Origin of the sequence: Denitrificimonas caeni, from assembly GCF_027498055.1 — a bacterium.
Classification (GTDB): domain Bacteria; phylum Pseudomonadota; class Gammaproteobacteria; order Pseudomonadales; family Pseudomonadaceae; genus Denitrificimonas.
In genome coordinates this window covers 1,047,943-1,064,974 of record NZ_CP114976.1, presented here as the reverse complement: position 1 = coordinate 1,064,974, position 17,032 = coordinate 1,047,943, and the positions used below count along the sequence as shown (strand labels likewise).

The 17,032-nt window shown below is 50.1% G+C and carries 20 protein-coding genes; 5 read left to right on the top strand and 15 right to left on the bottom strand.

All coding sequences use genetic code 11. The features are described from left to right. Positions 1 to 249 precede the first annotated feature (249 nt). Positions 250 to 1,170 (top strand): recombination-associated protein RdgC, encoded by a 921-nt coding sequence (gene rdgC, locus O6P33_RS05120; RefSeq protein ID WP_269819140.1) that lies wholly within the window; start codon positions 250 to 252, stop codon positions 1,168 to 1,170. A 182-nt stretch (positions 1,171 to 1,352) separates the two neighbouring features. On the opposite strand, the gene rlmF is transcribed toward rdgC, so the two are convergent. Further along, a complete protein-coding gene (rlmF, locus tag O6P33_RS05115) occupies positions 1,353 to 2,306 on the bottom strand; it encodes a 23S rRNA (adenine(1618)-N(6))-methyltransferase RlmF (protein WP_269819139.1) in 954 nt (317 codons plus the stop codon). A 201-nt stretch (positions 2,307 to 2,507) separates the two neighbouring features. After that, positions 2,508 to 3,440 carry a ketoacyl-ACP synthase III gene (locus tag O6P33_RS05110; protein ID WP_269819138.1) on the bottom strand — a complete coding sequence of 311 codons (933 nt, stop codon included), beginning with the start codon at positions 3,438 to 3,440 and terminating at the stop codon, positions 2,508 to 2,510. 302 nt (positions 3,441 to 3,742) lie between these two features. On the opposite strand from O6P33_RS05110, the gene O6P33_RS05105 reads away from it, so the two are divergent. The 4 genes from O6P33_RS05105 (at position 3,743) to O6P33_RS05090 (ending at position 6,844) form a co-directional block, all read left to right on the top strand. Beyond that, positions 3,743 to 4,642, top strand: coding sequence for a DNA-3-methyladenine glycosylase family protein (locus O6P33_RS05105; RefSeq protein WP_269819137.1), 900 nt, complete (start codon positions 3,743 to 3,745; stop codon positions 4,640 to 4,642). Between the two features lie 65 nt (positions 4,643 to 4,707). After that, positions 4,708 to 5,451, top strand: a complete 744-nt coding sequence (gene cmoA, locus O6P33_RS05100) for a carboxy-S-adenosyl-L-methionine synthase CmoA (protein ID WP_269819136.1) — start codon at positions 4,708 to 4,710, stop codon at positions 5,449 to 5,451. Then, on the top strand, positions 5,448 to 6,407 hold the full coding sequence (gene cmoB, locus O6P33_RS05095; RefSeq protein ID WP_269819135.1) for a tRNA 5-methoxyuridine(34)/uridine 5-oxyacetic acid(34) synthase CmoB: 960 nt from the start codon (positions 5,448 to 5,450) through the stop codon (positions 6,405 to 6,407). Before cmoA ends, cmoB begins: the two co-directional genes overlap by 4 nt. A 251-nt stretch (positions 6,408 to 6,658) precedes the next feature. Then, positions 6,659 to 6,844, top strand: a complete 186-nt coding sequence (locus tag O6P33_RS05090; RefSeq protein WP_269819134.1) for a hypothetical protein — start codon at positions 6,659 to 6,661, stop codon at positions 6,842 to 6,844. Between the two features lie 37 nt (positions 6,845 to 6,881). On the opposite strand, the gene O6P33_RS05085 is transcribed toward O6P33_RS05090, so the two are convergent. The 13 genes from O6P33_RS05085 to O6P33_RS05025 all read right to left on the bottom strand — a co-directional run bounded on the left by O6P33_RS05085 (position 6,882) and on the right by O6P33_RS05025 (position 16,992). Then, positions 6,882 to 7,667: a TatD family hydrolase gene (locus tag O6P33_RS05085; protein ID WP_269819133.1), complete on the bottom strand. Its 786-nt coding sequence runs from the start codon at positions 7,665 to 7,667 to the stop codon at positions 6,882 to 6,884. Positions 7,668 to 7,706: 39 nt separating this feature from the next. Beyond that, entirely contained in the window at positions 7,707 to 8,063 is a 357-nt protein-coding gene (locus O6P33_RS05080) for a PilZ domain-containing protein (protein WP_269819132.1), read from the bottom strand. Positions 8,064 to 8,160: 97 nt separating this feature from the next. After that, entirely contained in the window at positions 8,161 to 9,147 is a 987-nt protein-coding gene (locus O6P33_RS05075) for a DNA polymerase III subunit delta' (protein ID WP_269819131.1), read from the bottom strand. Then, complete coding sequence (gene tmk / locus O6P33_RS05070) at positions 9,137 to 9,772, bottom strand: dTMP kinase (RefSeq protein ID WP_269819130.1); 636 nt, start codon at positions 9,770 to 9,772, stop codon at positions 9,137 to 9,139. Before tmk ends, O6P33_RS05075 begins: the two co-directional genes overlap by 11 nt. A 9-nt stretch (positions 9,773 to 9,781) precedes the next feature. Continuing rightward, entirely contained in the window at positions 9,782 to 10,828 is a 1,047-nt protein-coding gene (gene mltG / locus O6P33_RS05065; protein ID WP_269819129.1) for an endolytic transglycosylase MltG, read from the bottom strand. Between the two features lie 2 nt (positions 10,829 to 10,830). Then, positions 10,831 to 11,646: an aminodeoxychorismate lyase gene (gene pabC, locus O6P33_RS05060; RefSeq protein WP_269819128.1), complete on the bottom strand. Its 816-nt coding sequence runs from the start codon at positions 11,644 to 11,646 to the stop codon at positions 10,831 to 10,833. A 2-nt stretch (positions 11,647 to 11,648) separates the two neighbouring features. Further along, positions 11,649 to 12,890 (bottom strand): beta-ketoacyl-ACP synthase II, encoded by a 1,242-nt coding sequence (fabF, locus tag O6P33_RS05055; RefSeq protein ID WP_269819127.1) that lies wholly within the window; start codon positions 12,888 to 12,890, stop codon positions 11,649 to 11,651. Between the two features lie 100 nt (positions 12,891 to 12,990). Next, complete coding sequence (acpP, locus tag O6P33_RS05050; protein WP_269819126.1) at positions 12,991 to 13,227, bottom strand: acyl carrier protein; 237 nt, start codon at positions 13,225 to 13,227, stop codon at positions 12,991 to 12,993. Positions 13,228 to 13,437: 210 nt separating this feature from the next. Further along, positions 13,438 to 14,181: a 3-oxoacyl-ACP reductase FabG gene (fabG, locus tag O6P33_RS05045; RefSeq protein WP_269819125.1), complete on the bottom strand. Its 744-nt coding sequence runs from the start codon at positions 14,179 to 14,181 to the stop codon at positions 13,438 to 13,440. Between the two features lie 13 nt (positions 14,182 to 14,194). Then, a complete protein-coding gene (gene fabD, locus O6P33_RS05040) occupies positions 14,195 to 15,133 on the bottom strand; it encodes an ACP S-malonyltransferase (protein WP_269819124.1) in 939 nt (312 codons plus the stop codon). Between the two features lie 110 nt (positions 15,134 to 15,243). After that, positions 15,244 to 16,266, bottom strand: a complete 1,023-nt coding sequence (gene plsX / locus O6P33_RS05035) for a phosphate acyltransferase PlsX (protein WP_420094964.1) — start codon at positions 16,264 to 16,266, stop codon at positions 15,244 to 15,246. Between the two features lie 3 nt (positions 16,267 to 16,269). Further along, positions 16,270 to 16,452, bottom strand: a complete 183-nt coding sequence (gene rpmF, locus O6P33_RS05030) for a 50S ribosomal protein L32 (RefSeq protein WP_269819122.1) — start codon at positions 16,450 to 16,452, stop codon at positions 16,270 to 16,272. 12 nt (positions 16,453 to 16,464) lie between these two features. After that, the gene (locus O6P33_RS05025; protein ID WP_269819121.1) at positions 16,465 to 16,992 is read right to left on the bottom strand and encodes a YceD family protein; all 528 of its coding nucleotides are present in this window, start codon (positions 16,990 to 16,992) and stop codon (positions 16,465 to 16,467) included. Positions 16,993 to 17,032: the final 40 nt, after the last annotated feature.

Here is a 17,032-nt window from a genome sequence, read left to right as displayed (position 1 = left end):
CCAAACTTTTCTACAACAGCGCAGATAGGGGCAGAATATTTTGCTAGGCTGAGCGACTTCCTCTGGCCCGTTACAATAATTTAAACGCCCTGTAGTTTATCGATTTTTTCTAAACAGCATGCCCTATGCAGACAAACACTGATATTATATACAGCTTATTAACTTAAACGTTTTTGCCAGTTTATTGTCAATCTCACTACTTGGCACAGCTTCAGGCTGGGCAAAATATTATTATTTCTTGGAGTTTTTATGTGGTTTCGTAACCTCTTAATGTACCGCCTAGCCGCAGACACCGCCTTAACGTCTGAGGCCCTAGAAACTGCACTAGCCACTAAGCCGGCGCTGCCGTGCGGCAGTCAAACACTCTCCACTTATGGCTTTGTCGCGCCTTTTGGCAATGACCAAGACTCGCCTCTCGTGTATGTCGGTCAGGGCTTCTTTTTGATTTGTGCGCGTACTGAAGAACGCTTACTGCCTGCCAGTGTCGTACGCGATGCAGTCAAAGAAAAAACCGATGAAATTGAAGCGGCAGAAAGCCGGAAAGTCTACAAAAAAGAGCGCGACCAAATCAAAGATGAAGTCACTATGGCGTTACTGCCCCGCGCCTTTATTCGCCGCTCAAAAACCTATGCCGCCATAGCACCAGCACAAGGTTTAATTCTAGTGGACACCTCCAGCGCTAAGCGAGCTGAGGAATTACTGTCTACATTACGTGAGGTGCTGGGCAGCCTACCAGTACGTCCAGTTGCGGTTAAAACCGCACCTACTGCGACTTTTACCGACTGGGTTAAGCAGCACCAAGCCAGTCATGGCTTAGCTCTCACCGATGAGTGTGAACTGCGTGACAGCGCTGAAGATGGCGGTATTATTCGAATTAAGCGTGAAGATTTAGCCAGCGAAGAAGTACAGAACCACCTCACCGCCGGTAAGCTCGTGACCCAGCTCACTTTAGCTTGGCAAGACAAACTCAGTTTTTTAATTGATGACAAACTCACCATTAAACGCCTCCGCTTTGAAGACTTACTGCTCGATCAAGCGGAAGAAGACGGTGGCGATGACGCAGCAAGCCAGTTTGATGCCAGCTTTATCTTAATGATGCTAACGTTTGTTGAGTTTATTCCGCAACTGCTCGAAGCCCTTGGCGGCGAAGAAATTCCACAAGGGATTTAATACAGCAGCCACACAGCATGCTGGGTACTCGCAACGCACAGCTTGCAAGCGCCATTAAATGCTCACTGAGTAATTCGATGCTGGCGCCATACTCACAGCCATGGATGGCTTAGCGCCAAACTGGAGCCAAACTAAGTTCGTCAGAGTAGATCAACCGCATCGAATCAGTACAGCTGCGGTTGTTATGCTTTAGCGTCAAAAAACCAAGCCTGCCGCTGCTCAGCAGTATGAAAACTCCAGGCTAAAAAACGGCTTTGCTTCTGCCCTTGCGCCATACTGCATACCTGTACATCAACCGCACCAACCTGCTGCAATGTACGCTGCAACAAACGTATATGCGCGGACTTCGACACTAAACTGGTAAACCATAACACCTGCTCGGCATAGTCTTTACTTTCCCGAATCATATTGCGCACAAAGGTCAATTCACCACCCTTACACCACAGCTCATTACTCTTGCCGCCAAAGTTTAAGGTGGGTAATTTGCGCTGTGGATCTTGCTTACCTAAATTACGCCATTTACGCGCACTGCCACTGCTGGCCTCGGCTGCGCTACTGTGAAAGGGTGGATTACATAGGGTGCAAACAACCCGTTCATCAGGCTGCAAAACACCCTTAAAGAAAGCAGACTTAGTCGCTTGCAAGCGCAACTCAACAACCTCTGCCAGAGCATTGGCCGATAAAGTTTCAGCGGCACAAGCCAATGCTTGCGGATCAATATCACTGGCAATAACGCGCCAGCCATAGTCATGGTGGGCTAATATCGGATAAATACAGCTCGCCCCAGTACCGATATCCAGCGCAGTAAAAGCAGCTCCGCGCGGCACTTCACCCTGGGCATCGGCGGCCAACAAGTCGGCTAAACCATGAATATAATCAGCACGGCCCGGTACCGGTGGACATAAATAGCCCTCAGGAATGCGCCACTGTTGAATGCCATACAGTTGGCGTAACAGCGCTGCATTAAAGACCCGAACAGCTTCAGGGTTAGCAAAATCAATGCTGTCTTTACCGTAAGGGTTGCGAATCATAAAGCTTTTTAAACGCGGTTCAACAGCTATCAGCGCAGCAAAATCATAACGCCCCTGATGACGATTGCGCGGATGCAACAAAGCACCCGTTGGCTGTTTGCTCATAGACTCAACCCTTACTGCTAGCGATAAAAACCGCAGTATAGCAGCAAGGTAAATACGCCCCACAGCGCCGCTGTGTAATTGCTACAGGACAAGCTCAAGGCCAACTCCGCATTCGCGCAAAATCACTAAGGGCACGGCCAGTCAGCAACATCAGAGCCAGCACGCCTGTTAGGGAGAATCGACTGAGCCTAAGCAAATCACTCACACTGTTGGGCGCACCAACAATGCCGAGCCCCAAGATAACCCCACGCCAAAGCCAGACAGCAAGGTATTGTTCCACTTGCCGTCAAAGCCGTAATGCTCCAGCAGCATAGGTATCGAAGAGGACACCGTATTGCCCGCACCAAACATATCCTTAATGACCTTACTGCCGTTATCGCCTAAACGTTTAGCAATGGCATCCACAATGGCTCCGCTGCCCTGATGCAAACAAAAGGCATCCACATCATCCAAGCTCATATCCAGCTCATCCAGAACATCCTGCATGTGCGGAATAATCTTCAAACTGGCAAAGTTAAACACTTGGCGACCGTTCATATGAAAACAGCCATCTTTCACTGCTAAGTATTCAGCGCCAGCCCCATCTCCGCCAAAGCGCGCAGGCCCTAACTCCCAAACGGGATCTGGCCCCAGCCATGTTGCTGTTGCCGCATCACCAAACAACAAGGTAGTCATGCGATCGGCCCGGTCCATGATTTTCGAATAAGGATCGGCAGTCACTAAGATGGCATTTTTTAAACCTGCAGCTTGCATAAAGCCTTTCAGCACATACAAGCCATAGACATAGCCAGAGCAACCAAGCGACACATCAAAACAGGCGGCCTGGGTAGGTAACCCTAACTTATGCTGGGCAATGGCCGAGGTATGCGGCAGCCCCTCAGCATCACCGTTTTGTGTCACCACCACCAAGGCTTGTACATCTTCAAGCTTGAGTTGTGGATTTTTTGCCAACAAGTTTTGGACAGCGCGGACACAGAGGTCCGATGTTTCTTCATGATCTGCTTTCACAGACAAAGTTGTTGTGCCCAACTTATTGTGTACAAACTCTTCATCACGGCCAAAGCTTTGCGCTTGCGCGATGTTATCAATGCGCCCCTCAGGGATATAACTTGCAATACTGCGTATGCCAATCATCGTGCTTCTTCCACGTTAAAAGTCGCCTTAGATGACCGCTAGCCCAGCACTCGACCATTGAGTCACCGGTAGATAAAAAAATACGCGCATTGCTGCACGTTATCGACTGTCGGCCAAACTTTAAAAACCTGTCCAGCTATGACGCAACACAATAGCCTGACGGCACATTGTCCGCTATACGCCAAAGGGCGTAAGACAGATTTACACAGTAAATGGCCAGCCACACCCGAGCCAGCAGTCTGTATTCTTAACTATAAGCGCGTATATTTTATGCTCTACTATTTTATTTGGCGGCTTGAGCTATGACAGTTTTAACCCACAATCTAGCACTACCGGGTCATTATCAAAGAGCTGAGTTGCTCGCTTTTCATCAGCGTGATGCGCAGCAATTTGCCGAGCAGGTCAACGAGACGACACTGGCCAAAGGCATCTTCTGGGACAACACTCCAGCCCGCCTCAGGATAGATTTCCAGCATGACCAAGCACAAGCGCAGCTGCAAATTGATAGCCTGCAGACCGTCACCAGTGAGCAATTACAGGATTGGCGACTGTGGCTGGAGTATTTTTTAGGCTTACAACAGCCCATCACTGAGTTTCTGCAAGCGCACCAAACACACCCAGAGCTTGGTCCGCTCTTAAGTCGCCAAGCGGGATTGCGTGTGGCCCAAACCAGCAGTCCATTCGAAGCCGTTAGTTGGGCCATTATTGGTCAACAAATTAGTGTCGCCGCTGCATTAAATATCCGCAGGCGTTTTATTGAGCTAGCCGGTGCGCAACACTCATCAGGCATATGGTGCTACCCCAATGCCCAGCGTGTTGCCCAACTGTCCATTGAGCAGTTACGCAGCGCTGGTCTATCCCAGAATAAAGCCCGGGCGATTGCCCAGATTAGCCAACAACTGGCCAGTGGACAGATGCGCTGGCCACAACAGATCACCGACGATAACCTTGGGCAATTGCGTACTGCTCTTTTAGCGATCCCAGGTATTGGCCCCTGGACAGTGAATTACACGCTGATGCGCGGCTTTGCTTGGTTGGATGGCTCTTTGCACGGTGACGCTGCTGTACGCCGTTATTTACAAGAGTTGCTACAAGCAGAGCAACTCACCGCACAGCAGACCGAACAGTGGCTCGCGCAGTTTTCACCTTGGCGAGCTTTAGTTGCTGCGCACCTCTGGCAGTCACAGGGTTTTAGCGGCTAAACCGCTTCCACATTTTCCAGCGCTGACTATGGCATAATGGCTTTCTTTTTTTACCTATTACAGCCATGACTCACGTTCCTGATCGTCTATTTACCACACCACTGGCACAAGTCCCTGACTTCACCTTTAATGAAGATGTGGTGCGCGTGTTCCCCGATATGATTAAGCGCTCGGTGCCCGGTTACCCCACCATTGTGGAAAATACCGGCGTCCTCGCCGCGCAGTTCGCGCAAGCAAACAGCACTTTGTATGATTTAGGCTGCTCACTGGGCGCCGTTACCCAGGCTATGCGCCGTCATGTCAGCCACAGTGGCTGTAAAGTGATCGCTGTGGATAATTCTGCGGCCATGGTTGAGCGCTGCCGCGAACACCTCAATGCGCAAGATGCGATGTTTCAAGAGCTGCTACCAGTTACAGTGCTTGAAGCAGATATCCTTAACTTAACGCTCGAACCCACCTCGTTGGTGGCGCTTAATTTTACTTTGCAATTTATTGCTCCCGAACAGCGCCTCGAACTGTTACAAAAAATTCGCCAGGCGCTGCTGCCCGAAGGCGCTTTGGTGCTTTCAGAGAAGCTACGTTTTAATGATGCCGCTGAACATGACCTGCTCAATGAGTTGCACTTAGCCTTTAAGCGCGCCAACGGTTATAGCGAGCTGGAAATTGCCCAGAAACGCCGCGCCATTGAAAAAGTCATGTTACCCGACAGCCTAGAAGAGCACCGTGAACGCTTATACAGCGCCGGTTTCAGTCAAGTGGTTGTATGGTTCCAATGTTTTAATTTTGCCTCGTTGATTGCCAGACCATGATTGATTTTACGCCGTTAGTTCACCAACTTGCCCGCAGCCCTTTAAAAGAGTGGTCACGCGGTATCCAGCAACAGTTTGATGAGTTATATGCCATTAGCCATGGCGATCTACCGCGCTGGATGGCGGCAGTTGATGCTCTACCAGCGCTGGTACCAACCACCACTGAGCTGAACGCTAAGTTCCAGTTGGATGGTCCTTGCAACGATGCTCAGCGCGAGCAGCTACGCAGCGCCTTGCAGGGTTTAATTCCTTGGCGCAAAGGCCCTTTCCAGCTATTTGATGTGCATGTCGATACCGAATGGCGTTCGGATTGGAAGTGGGATCGGGTCAGTCCACATTTAGATTTAACTGATAAGCGTATTTTAGATGTGGGTTGCGGCAACGGTTATTACATGTGGCGCATGCTCGGAGCCGGCGCTAAAACCGTAGTGGGGGTTGATCCCAACTGGTTGTTCTTCTGTCAGTTTCAGGCAATGCGACGTTTTTTCGATGCACCACCTGTCTGGCATCTGCCTTTCACCCTAGAAGACTTGCCGGCCAAACTGGAAGGTTTTGACACTGTCTTTTCTATGGGTGTGCTGTATCACCGCAAGTCGCCAATTGATCATCTTTTAGCTCTGAAGGATTGCTTAGTCAGTGGCGGTGAGCTGGTACTGGAAACACTGGTGATTGAGGGTGACTGCAATCAGGTCTTAGTGCCCGAAGACCGTTATGCGAAAATGCGTAATGTCTGGTTTTTACCTTCAGTGGCCGCCTTAGAGTTATGGCTGCGCCGTGCCGGTTTTAAAGATGTGCGTTGTGTGGATGTTAGCCATACGTCAACCGACGAGCAACGCTCAACTGAGTGGATGAAGTATCAGTCTTTAGCTGATTTTTTAGATCCAGACAATCCGCAGCAAACGGTTGAAGGTTTACCGGCACCGATGCGGGCGGTGATCGTCGCGCGCAAGCCTTAAGCGCTTACCACTGCTGTATGTCTGACTTTTTAATACTCCACAACTCAAGGCCTGCGCCTGACGTACCTCATTGCTACTGCTATTCCCTCAACGGGTCATCCTGACCCAATTCGGGCGCTTCGCCATCCCTGGCTTCGCGCACCGCAGCAGCAATGAGGTACGTCTTGACCAGATGTATGCTCGGCAACTCAACAGAATGCATCATATGAACCAGCTAGATTTGGAGAAAGCCAGTTACCTAGATGGCTGAGATGAATTACGTTACGAACCTGCAAACAATACAAAAGGTCAATGAGTACTTCGGGGTTGGTATGACAAGCGAAGCCATGGATGGCGTAGCGCCGGAGTTAAACCCCGGATGGGTTCATCAATGGATAAACACCAGCCCCGAAGTGCGGCATGCGCAATATTTAACGGACAACAATGAGCAGACCTAACCACCTGCGAGAAGCTAAGCGCCACTCGCAGTACAAGCTAACCCGCCACCCGCGCCAGCGGAAATAAGCGTTTAAAGTTCTCAGTGGTCTGCGCAGCAAACTCTGCATAGTCAACACCACGCAACTCAGCGACAAACTTCGCTACATCCACCACATACTCAGGAAAGTTTGGCCGTCCGCGATGTGGGATCGGTGCTAAATAGGGTGAATCTGTTTCAACTAGAATACGGTCACTCGGTACTTGTAAGGCCACTTCACGCAGCGCATCGGCATTACGGAACGTCACAATTCCAGAAAAAGAAATGTAATAGCCTAAATCTAGTGCAGCTTTCGCCATTGGCCAGTCTTCAGTAAAGCAATGCATCACCCCAGCTTGAGGTAATGCCGCTTCACGCAACACATCCAAGGTGTCTTGCTTCGCTTCACGGGTATGCACAATCACCGGTTTGCCACACTCGCGAGCGGCATCTAAATGCAGACGAAACGAATCCTGCTGCATTTGCGCAGTTTCCGACTGATAGTGATAATCCAAGCCCGTCTCACCCACTGCCACCACACCTGGATGGTCTAACTCATCCAGCAACCATTGCATAGTCGGCTCACTGCCACGGCTTAAATCCAGCGGATGCACACCCACTGAGCAATCCACATCGGCATAACGCTGAGTAAAAGCACGCATCACAGGTGCATTCTCAACACTGATACCAATGCATAAAAAATGCCCTACGCCGCGCTCACGAGCAGCTTGCAAAGCACTATCTAAGCAACCGTTATAAGCAGTTAAATCAAGACGATCAAGGTGACAATGTGAATCAATAAGCATGGGTACAGCCGTAATTAATAAATAAAGTAAATTAACCCACTACATCGTGTGAGTAGGACGATCCGACTTTAACGCACCGGCCAAATATGTTTCAATTTTATTGCGCGCATTGATGTCGCCATCATTAAATTGCACGCCAATTCCTGCAGCACGATTACCTTGCGCGCCACGTGGGGTAATCCATACCACTTTACCCGCGACAGGAATTTTTTCAGGCTCCTCCATTAAATTGAGCAGCATAAAAACCTCATCGCCCAACTTATAATCCTTATTAGTTGGAATAAACAAACCGCCATTTTTAATAAACGACATATACGCCGCATATAACACGGACTTATCTTTAATGGTCAGCGATAAAATACCATTTCGCGGGCCGATATTAGGGGGCAAACTCATAGCACCTTCCTTGCAAGTCAATGACCGTGTGATTCTAGCGCCTGAGCACCAGCATAAGCCAGTGCACCGTTCTTATTATACGCAGAGATATGCATGCTTAGCGCGGTAGTAGCATTTGCCAGCGTACCAGCAAACCTTCCAGCAAGAGATCTGCTCGCAACGGCACACGACGCAAAACCTTCTGCCGATGCTCAAGCAACCAATCTTGGGTTTCTAACAATGCCGTTAACGGCGCTCGAGGTGCCACATGCTTGAGCACAACACTCATATCAGGCAAACCAAGCTCAGTGTCATCCTCAGTGATTTTATAACGCAGCAGCAGTTGCGCCCACTGGCAAAACCAGTCAAAGATAAGCTCCTGCGGCATTTTTGCCCAAGCTACAGCTAAATCACTGGGACTGCTTTGTTGCTTAAAAAGTTGCTTAACCCCGCTCACCACTTGTTCACGGATGGCTAATACATCACTGCCAAACAACTTTTGTGCGTTTAGCGGCGAGCCTGAAGCCAAAGCCAATAAAGTTTGGCACTGCTCAGCGCTTAATTCACTTTGCTGTTGCTGCAGCCACTCGATACTCTCTTGCGCATTAGGCAACGGACACACTTGCAGCACGCAGCGGCTTTTAATAGTGGGCAGTAAAAAACTAAACTGATGACTGATCAGCAAAAATATCGTTGAGCCTGTGGGTTCTTCAAGGCTTTTCAATAGCGCGTTAGCTGAGCCGGTCGTCATGGCTTCTGCCGGCTCAACAATAATCACTTTGCGGCCGCCCTGCTGTGAAGTTTGTAAAATACGCCCCACCAAGTCACGCACACTAGCAATTAAAATCCCTTTACCTTCCTCTTCCGGCTCCAGCCTAAGCAAATCGGGATGGGTATCTGCCGCATACAGCTTACAAGCAGCGCACTGCCCACAAGGCTGTTGCGCAACGGGAGATCGACACAATAAAAATGCTGCAAAATGCTCAGCTAGAGCCCGCTTACCACTGCCCTTTGGACCGTGCAGTAAATACGCATGTGCTTGCTGGCTACGTCCTGCCAGTGACTGCCAAAGAGACGTCTGCCATGGGTACAGATTATTGTGCACGGGCACGTTCCACAATTTCTTGTAGGTGAACAGCCAAGCTTTTCTGTACCTCAGGCAAGGCTTGCTGGGCATTGACTAGACGAAAGCGCTCAGGATCATCTGCAGCCCGCTGTAAGTAAGCCTGACGCACCGCTTCAAAAAAATCATGCTGTTCTTGCTCAAAGCGATCCAACTTGCCCCGCGCTACTGCACGGGCCATGCCGTCAGCGACGGGCAGATCAAATAGCAAAGTCATATCGGGGCGTAAATCACCTTGAACAAACTGCTCCAACAAAGCAATTCTTGAGCAATCTAGGCCGCGCCCACCACCTTGATAGGCGTAGGTGGCATCGGTAAAACGATCACAAATAACAATTTTCCCTGCAGCTAAAGCAGGCTCAATCACTTGCGCCAAGTGCTGTGCACGCGCAGCAAACATCAACAGTAGCTCGGTATCAACAGCCATCGGCTCAGTATGGGGTGCAAGCAAAATATCGCGTATTTGTTCAGCAAGGGCTGTACCACCTGGCTCACGAGTTAACGCGACACTAAAGCCTTGCGCCTGTAGTTGCTCAGCCAAGTACGCTCGGTTCGTCGTTTTACCGGCCCCTTCAGGACCTTCTAAGGTAATAAATAATCCACGCATACTACGTCCTTATTCAGCGACCGCAGGAGCTGGGCTAGAGCGATAGTCAGCACGGCGCTTAATCTGATATTCACGCACTGCTTTATTGTGCTCAGCCAGCGTATTGGAAAAAACATGACTGCCGTCACCGCGAGCCACAAAGTATAAACTTTTACCGGCTTTGGGGTGCAATGCAGCATAAATGGCTTCACGCCCCACCATCGCAATGGGGGTTGGCGGTAAGCCAGCAATCACATAAGTATTGTAAGGAGTGGGCCGGCGCAAATCAGCGCGCGTAATTTTCCCTGTGTAATTATCACCCATGCCATAGATTACCGTAGGGTCAGTTTGCAGCAACATGCCAATCTTTAAACGCCGGTTAAACACCCCGGAAATTTCTTCACGCTCATGCGCCACACCGGTCTCTTTCTCAATAATGGAAGCCATAATCAAGGCTTCATCAGGATTTTTATAGGGTAAGTCATCCGCCCGCTCGGCCCACTCCTCTGCCAGCACTTGCTGTAAGCGCTGATTCGCTTGGCGCAAAATATCCAAATCACTTTGACCACGGACAAAATTGTAGGTATCTGGAAAAAAACGCCCCTCAGGGTGCACATTAGCTTGGCCCAGCTCACGCATAATATCGCTATTGCTGGCTTCGCCAAGGGTTTGCTTAAGCTTCTCTTGCCGCGCCAGAGCCGCACGGACCTGTTGGAAATTCCAGCCCTCAACCAAAGTCACACGGTGCTGCAAAATATCGCCGGTACGCCATTTTTCTAACAATTGCGCCACAGTCATGCCCGGCTCCAGCTGATACTCACCGGTGTGCAATGGTTGCACATAACCCTGCAAGCGCCAGGTCAGTCGCAACCAAAAAGCACCTCGTAGTGCGCCCTGCTGTTCAAGCTGTAACAACAATCCGTTCGGGGTGCTGCCCGCAGGTACATTGAGCACCTGCTCAGCCTCAACGTGCAAACTTTGCTCAAGCACCTCACGCTGCATCCAAAATACCAAGGCCACAGCTATAGCCAAAAATAAACAGCCACTGACCAGAGCAATTAATAACTTACGCAGCATGGCTATTCATCCACTAAATCAATAATAAGTTGTTGCAGTTTACGGGTGATTGGCCCCACCGACCAACTCTGCTCTGCATACCCTCGCACTGGCCAGATACCGTACAAGCTATTACAGGTAAAGACCTCATCTGCCTGCTGTAATTGCGTCAAACTGATCTCCTTCACAGCAACACTGATACCGGCAGCCTTAGCTCGCTGCAGCAATTCGGCACGCATCACACCAGCAACCCCAGCGTTGTGCAAAGCAGGCGTCAACAATTGCTGCTCGCGGACTATAAAAACATTACTAAACACACAGTCCAGCACATGCCCTTGTTGATCGAGCAACAAACCTTCAGCATAAGCAGGATCTGACCACTCAGCCCGAGCCAAAACTTGCTCTAAACGATTGAGGTGCTTTAAGCCGGCCAACCTAGGTTGGGCGCTGAGACGTAACTGACAGGGGAATAATTGAATGCCGTGTTGCCGATGGGCGATAGGCCATTGCGGAGTGGGTGTAGCTTGTAAAACCCGCTGTGGCTCGCAGAACTCAGGAATTGTATAGCCGCGCTGCCCTGCACCGCGGGTCAAGATCAGCTTGCAAACGCCATCGCCCACTTGTTGCAGATACAGCAGTAACTCTTGACGTAACAGCGCCATGTCACAGGGTATAGCTAAACGCTGGCAGCCTTCTTGCAGCCTAGCTAAATGCCGCTCCAGCAACGCTGCACGGCCAGCGCGTACTTTAATGGTTTCAAACAGGCCGTCGCCATAAGCGAGGCCACGATCAGCCACATTGATAGCGCTGGCGGGCTGACCGTTAATCCAAGCTCGCACCTCTAGCTGTACCTGCGCAGTAGCAGTGAACCATTAGTGCCACCAAAACCAAAGGAGTTGGAGAGTATCGCATCAATTTTCATCGGTTGCGCTTGATGTGGAACAAAGTTTAGATCACACCCCGCACCCGGTGTGTCCAGGTTAATGGTTGGTGGTGCGACTTGGTCACGTATTGCCAGGATACTGAAAATAGCTTCAACCGCACCTGCCGCGCCCAGTAAATGGCCAGTCATGGACTTGGTTGAACTCACTGCCAGTGTCTGCGCATGTTCTTTAAATACGGTCTTAATCGCATTAACTTCAGCCAAGTCTCCGGCTGGGGTCGAAGTGCCGTGCGCGTTTACATATTGCACCTGATCTGGGCGCATACCTGCATCACGCAACGCGCTGACCATACAACGTGCTGCACCGTCACCCTGCTCAGGTGGTGAAGTCATATGATAAGCATCAGAGCCCATGCCAAAACCAGCAATTTCAGCATAGATGGTCGCCCCGCGGGCTTTTGCATGTTCGAGTTCTTCTAGAATCAGAGCACCAGCACCGTCGGATAAAACGAAACCATCACGGTCAGCATCCCAAGGCCGGCTGGCACCTTGCGGATCATCATTGCGCGTTGATAATGCCCGTGACGCAGCAAAACCACCGAGACCTAAGCCGCAAGCCGCCATTTCAGCGCCACCAGCCAGCATCACATCAGCTTCGCCATAGACAATATTGCGCGCCGCCATACCAATGCTATGCGTACCCGTGGTGCAGGCGGTCGCAATCGCGTAGTTCGGACCTTGCAAGCCCAACTGAATCGATAAAATACCGGAAATCATATTAATGATTGAGCCCGGCACAAAAAATGGTGAAATGCGGCGTGGCCCCTGCTCAATAAGGGTTTTGCTGGTGCTTTCAATATTGGTTAAACCACCAATGCCTGAGCCCATGACCACACCAATACGCTCGCGGTTGGCATCAGTCACTTCAAGCCCAGAGTCTTGAATAGCCTGTAAGCCAGCCGCTAAACCATACTGAATAAATAAGTCCAAACGTCGTGCATCTTTGGCAGGCATGTATTGCTCAATATCAAAGCCTTTCACAGACCCACCAAAACGCGTAGCAAAAGCTTCGACATCAAAGTGCTCAATTGAGCTAATACCGCTTTTACCAGCTAGGATGCCTGACCAGCTTTGTGCGACATCAATACCGAGCGGGGACAGCATGCCTATCCCGGTAACTACGACACGTCTACGCGACATGGCGACAACCTCTTGTTAGTGCAAAATATGCGATACAAAAAAAAGCCGCACACTCGTAACAAGTCGCGCGGCTTTCACTGTTGCAAAGAAACCGTTTACATTACTGCGCGTGGGCGTTGATGTAATCGATAGCTTCTTGAACTGTGGTGATTTTCTCAGCTTTTTCATCTGGAATTTCAGTTTCGAACTCTTCTTCAAGAGCCATTACCAACTCAACTGTATCCAATGAATCCGCGCCTAAATCATCAACAAAAGATGCGCTGTTAGTCACGTCTTCTGCTTTGGCACCTAATTGCTCAATAACGATTTTTTTAACGCGTTCTTCAATAGTGCTCATACCGTGTATCACTCCTAAATGGAAATCTGGGCAACCCGGGCTGCCGCTTTATATAAAAGGGTTTGCGCATTTTAAGCAAACTGCTTGCCCTTTGCGAACCACTTATTTGATCTGTTTGTGCTTTGTTCTAGACGCTACACAAGCAGTTCCAATCCTACAAACTGTAATTATGACTCAAAACACTGCGCTTCGGTCACATTAACAGTCATTTTAACTCATATACATGCCGCCGTTCACTGGAATCGTCGTTCCGGTGACATAAGACGCTTGCTCTGAGGCAAGAAAAGTCACTACGTTAGCGATTTCCTCTGCCTGACCCAAGCGCCCTAGGGGTATCTGGGTTAGTAATGCTTCGCGCTGCGCTTCAGGCAGTTCACGGGTCATATCTGTATCAATAAAGCCCGGAGCGACTGCGTTAACAGTAATTGAACGCGAGCCCACTTCACGGGCTAAAGCACGACCAAAGCCTTCCAACCCAGCTTTCGCTGCAGCATAGTTTACTTGACCTGCATTACCCATTGCACCCACTACAGAGCCGATACTGATGATACGACCCCAGCGTGCTTTAGTCATGCCGCGTAAAACTGCTTTCGACATGCGGTACAGGCTGTTCAAGTTGGTATCAATCACATCGAACCATTCGTCGTCTTTCATCCGCAGCATCAGGTTATCACGGGTGATCCCAGCGTTATTGACTAGAATCAGTGGCGCGCCAAACTCACTCTGGATGCGCTCAAGCGTCGCAGTCACCGACTCTGCATCACAGACGTTAAGTAACATGCCGGTGCCTTGAATGCCTTTTTCTTGCAGTGTTTGGCTGATCCTTTGCGCGCCTTGTTCTGAGGTGGCAGTACCAATCACAACGGCACCTTGGGCACCTAACTGCAGGGCAATAGCTTGACCAATACCACGACTGGCACCAGTCACCAAGGCCACTTTTCCTTCTAAACTCATCTTAATCTCCATCTCAGAGCTGCGCAGCTACAGCTGCTGCAAACGCGTCTGGACTATCCAAGTTGTAGGTATTAACACCTTTAATGCAACGCTTGTTTAGGCCAGATAAAACCTTACCTGGGCCACACTCGACTACATCAGTGACACCCTGCGCCGCCAAGCACACCATAGATTCAACCCAGCGTACTGGACTATAGAGCTGCGCTAAGAGGTTTTGTTCTAAAATAGCTAAATCTGTGACCACTTCAGCGCTAACGTTTTGCACTAAAGCAATTTTGGGTTGCTGCCACTTAATTGCCGCTAACGATTGCGCAAATTGCTCAGCAGCAGGCTGCATCAAAGCACAGTGGGACGGCACACTTACGGGTAACGGCATAGCTCGTCTGGCTCCACGCTCTTTACACGCAGCAATAGCTCGCTCAACTGCGCCAGCAGCACCGGCAATAACCACTTGGCCGGGTGCGTTAAAGTTAACAGCACTGACCACCTCACCCTCAGCAGCTTGCGCGCAGGCTGCCTGCACATCTGCGTCATCTAAACCAAGGATAGCGGCCATGCCACCCGTACCCGCAGGCACTGCCTCTTGCATTAATTGACCACGTCGCTCAACCAATTGCACGGCATCTGCCAGCGATAAGCTTTCAGCAGCTACTAATGCAGAGTACTCACCTAAACTATGGCCAGCAACATAGGCAGGCTTTGCTGCAGATTTTGCTAACCACAAACGCCACAACGCAATAGAGGCGGTTAAAATAGCCGGCTGGGTTTTATCGGTCTGATTTAATACTTCAGCTGGGCCTTGCTGACTTAATGCCCAGAGGTCATAACCTAAAGCAGCAGATGCTTCAGCAAAGGTATCAAGCACGATGGACTCTGCAGCGCCGATATCGGCCAACATGCCAACAGCCTGAGAACCTTGTCCGGGGAATACAAACGCAAGTGAAGCCTTCATAAAATATTTACCTGTCATTCAACAAAGGAAGTTTGCCACGCCTAGGGCGCTAATAACAAACCGACCATTGGATGATAAGCCTTATCCATCCGTCACACTTTAAGCTGTACTTACAGCTCTGAACTGCTACTAAACGCTTGTAAATTTGCTTGCAAACGCTGGGTTAGCTTTTCTTCGATGGCTACGCAAGCAACACTGATTGCTGCTTGAAAGGCTGCCTCTGAGGCATTGCCATGACTTTTCACCACCACACCATCCACCCCCAACAGACACGCACCATTGTAGCGCTCTGGAGCCAGCTCTGAGCGCAGCACTTTCAACAACGGCCGCGCCAACCAAGCCAGCATCCAAGCACGCAAACCTCGTCCGAGACGTTGTTTGACTCGCGCGGTAATCATTTGCGCTAAGCCCTCACTGGATTTCAGCAGCACGTTACCCACAAAGCCATCACACACCACCACATCAGCGTCACCGCGAAACACGCCATCACCTTCAATATAACCGGTGTAATTTATCTGCGGCAGCGCCTGCAACTCTGCAGCGGCTAATTTAACTTGCTGACTGCCTTTCGTCGCCTCACTGCCCACATTGAGCAATGCCACACGTGGGCGCGTGATCCCTTGCGCTTGCACCGCTGCCGAGCCCATCAATGCAAACTGCACCAACTGTTGCGCATTCACATCGACGTTCGCACCCAGATCAAGCAAGTGCGTTTCACCATTTAAAGCAGGCAGAGCAGTCATGATTGCTGGCCGCTCAATGCCTGGTAGCAGCTTTAAAATATGTTTTGCTAGTGCCATTAAAGCACCGGTATTACCAGCGCTGACGCACGCTTGTACCTGCTGATCACGCAGCAACTGCAAAGCAATACGCATCGAGGAGTCGGGTTTGTGACGCAAGGCATGGGCTGGCAAATCAGCCATAGAAACGCTTTCGCTGGCATGCTGAATAGTCAGCCGCGTACGATCCACTTGGGGATATTGAGACAGAACAGCCTCAATACTTGCAGTATCACCCACCAATACTAAATGCAGCTGAGGGTGCTCTGCTAAACTTTTCACACAGGCAGAAACAACAAGACGGGGACCAAAGTCCCCGCCCATTGCATCAACTGCTATCGCTGAACCTGTCAAGGTTTACTCAGCAGAATCCTTCGCAATCACTTGACGTCCACGGTACATACCGTCTGCAGATACGTGGTGGCGTAAACGTACATCACCGGTGCTCTGCTCTACGGTTAACGCGCTTGCGGTAAGTGCGTCGTGCGAACGGCGCATACCACGCGCTGATCGGGATTTTTTGCTCTTCTGAACAGCCATAATTATTAACTCCTAATCGTTTGGGTCACGCTTTAACTGCGCCAATACACTGAATGGGTTGGACCTTTTAACCGCATTCTTGCTCGTCTCGGACTCTAGGAGTCCAGCCGGTTGCTGGCATTCTTCAGGTGGGTGCATGGGGACAATGGGTAGAGCGAGCAATAACTCATCTTCAACCAGTGCCAATAAATCTAAAGGCTCATCACCTACTTCAAGCACGTCATACCCTTTCGGTAAGTGTAACGCATCTGTACCCGGTTGCACGATGGCATATAGGTACTCACCACTTATAGGTATCACTGCCTCATCCAAGCAACGCTGGCAGATCATCCTAACCTCCGACTCAAGCTTGAGCTGCATTACTGCTACTCTCTGCTCATCGCGGCTAAACTCAAACTCAACCTGAACAGTTCCGGCAGTGTTTGTCAGCAAATCGCAGACCCTAGAAAAATCGCACAGCGGTAGCTCACCAGCTAAGGAGATACTACGATCTGCAAGTTTTCGCGGATCAACGTGAGGAGGAATCGGTCCATATATCATAGGCGCGGTATTCTATGGATAGACTGAGCATCTGTCAAAG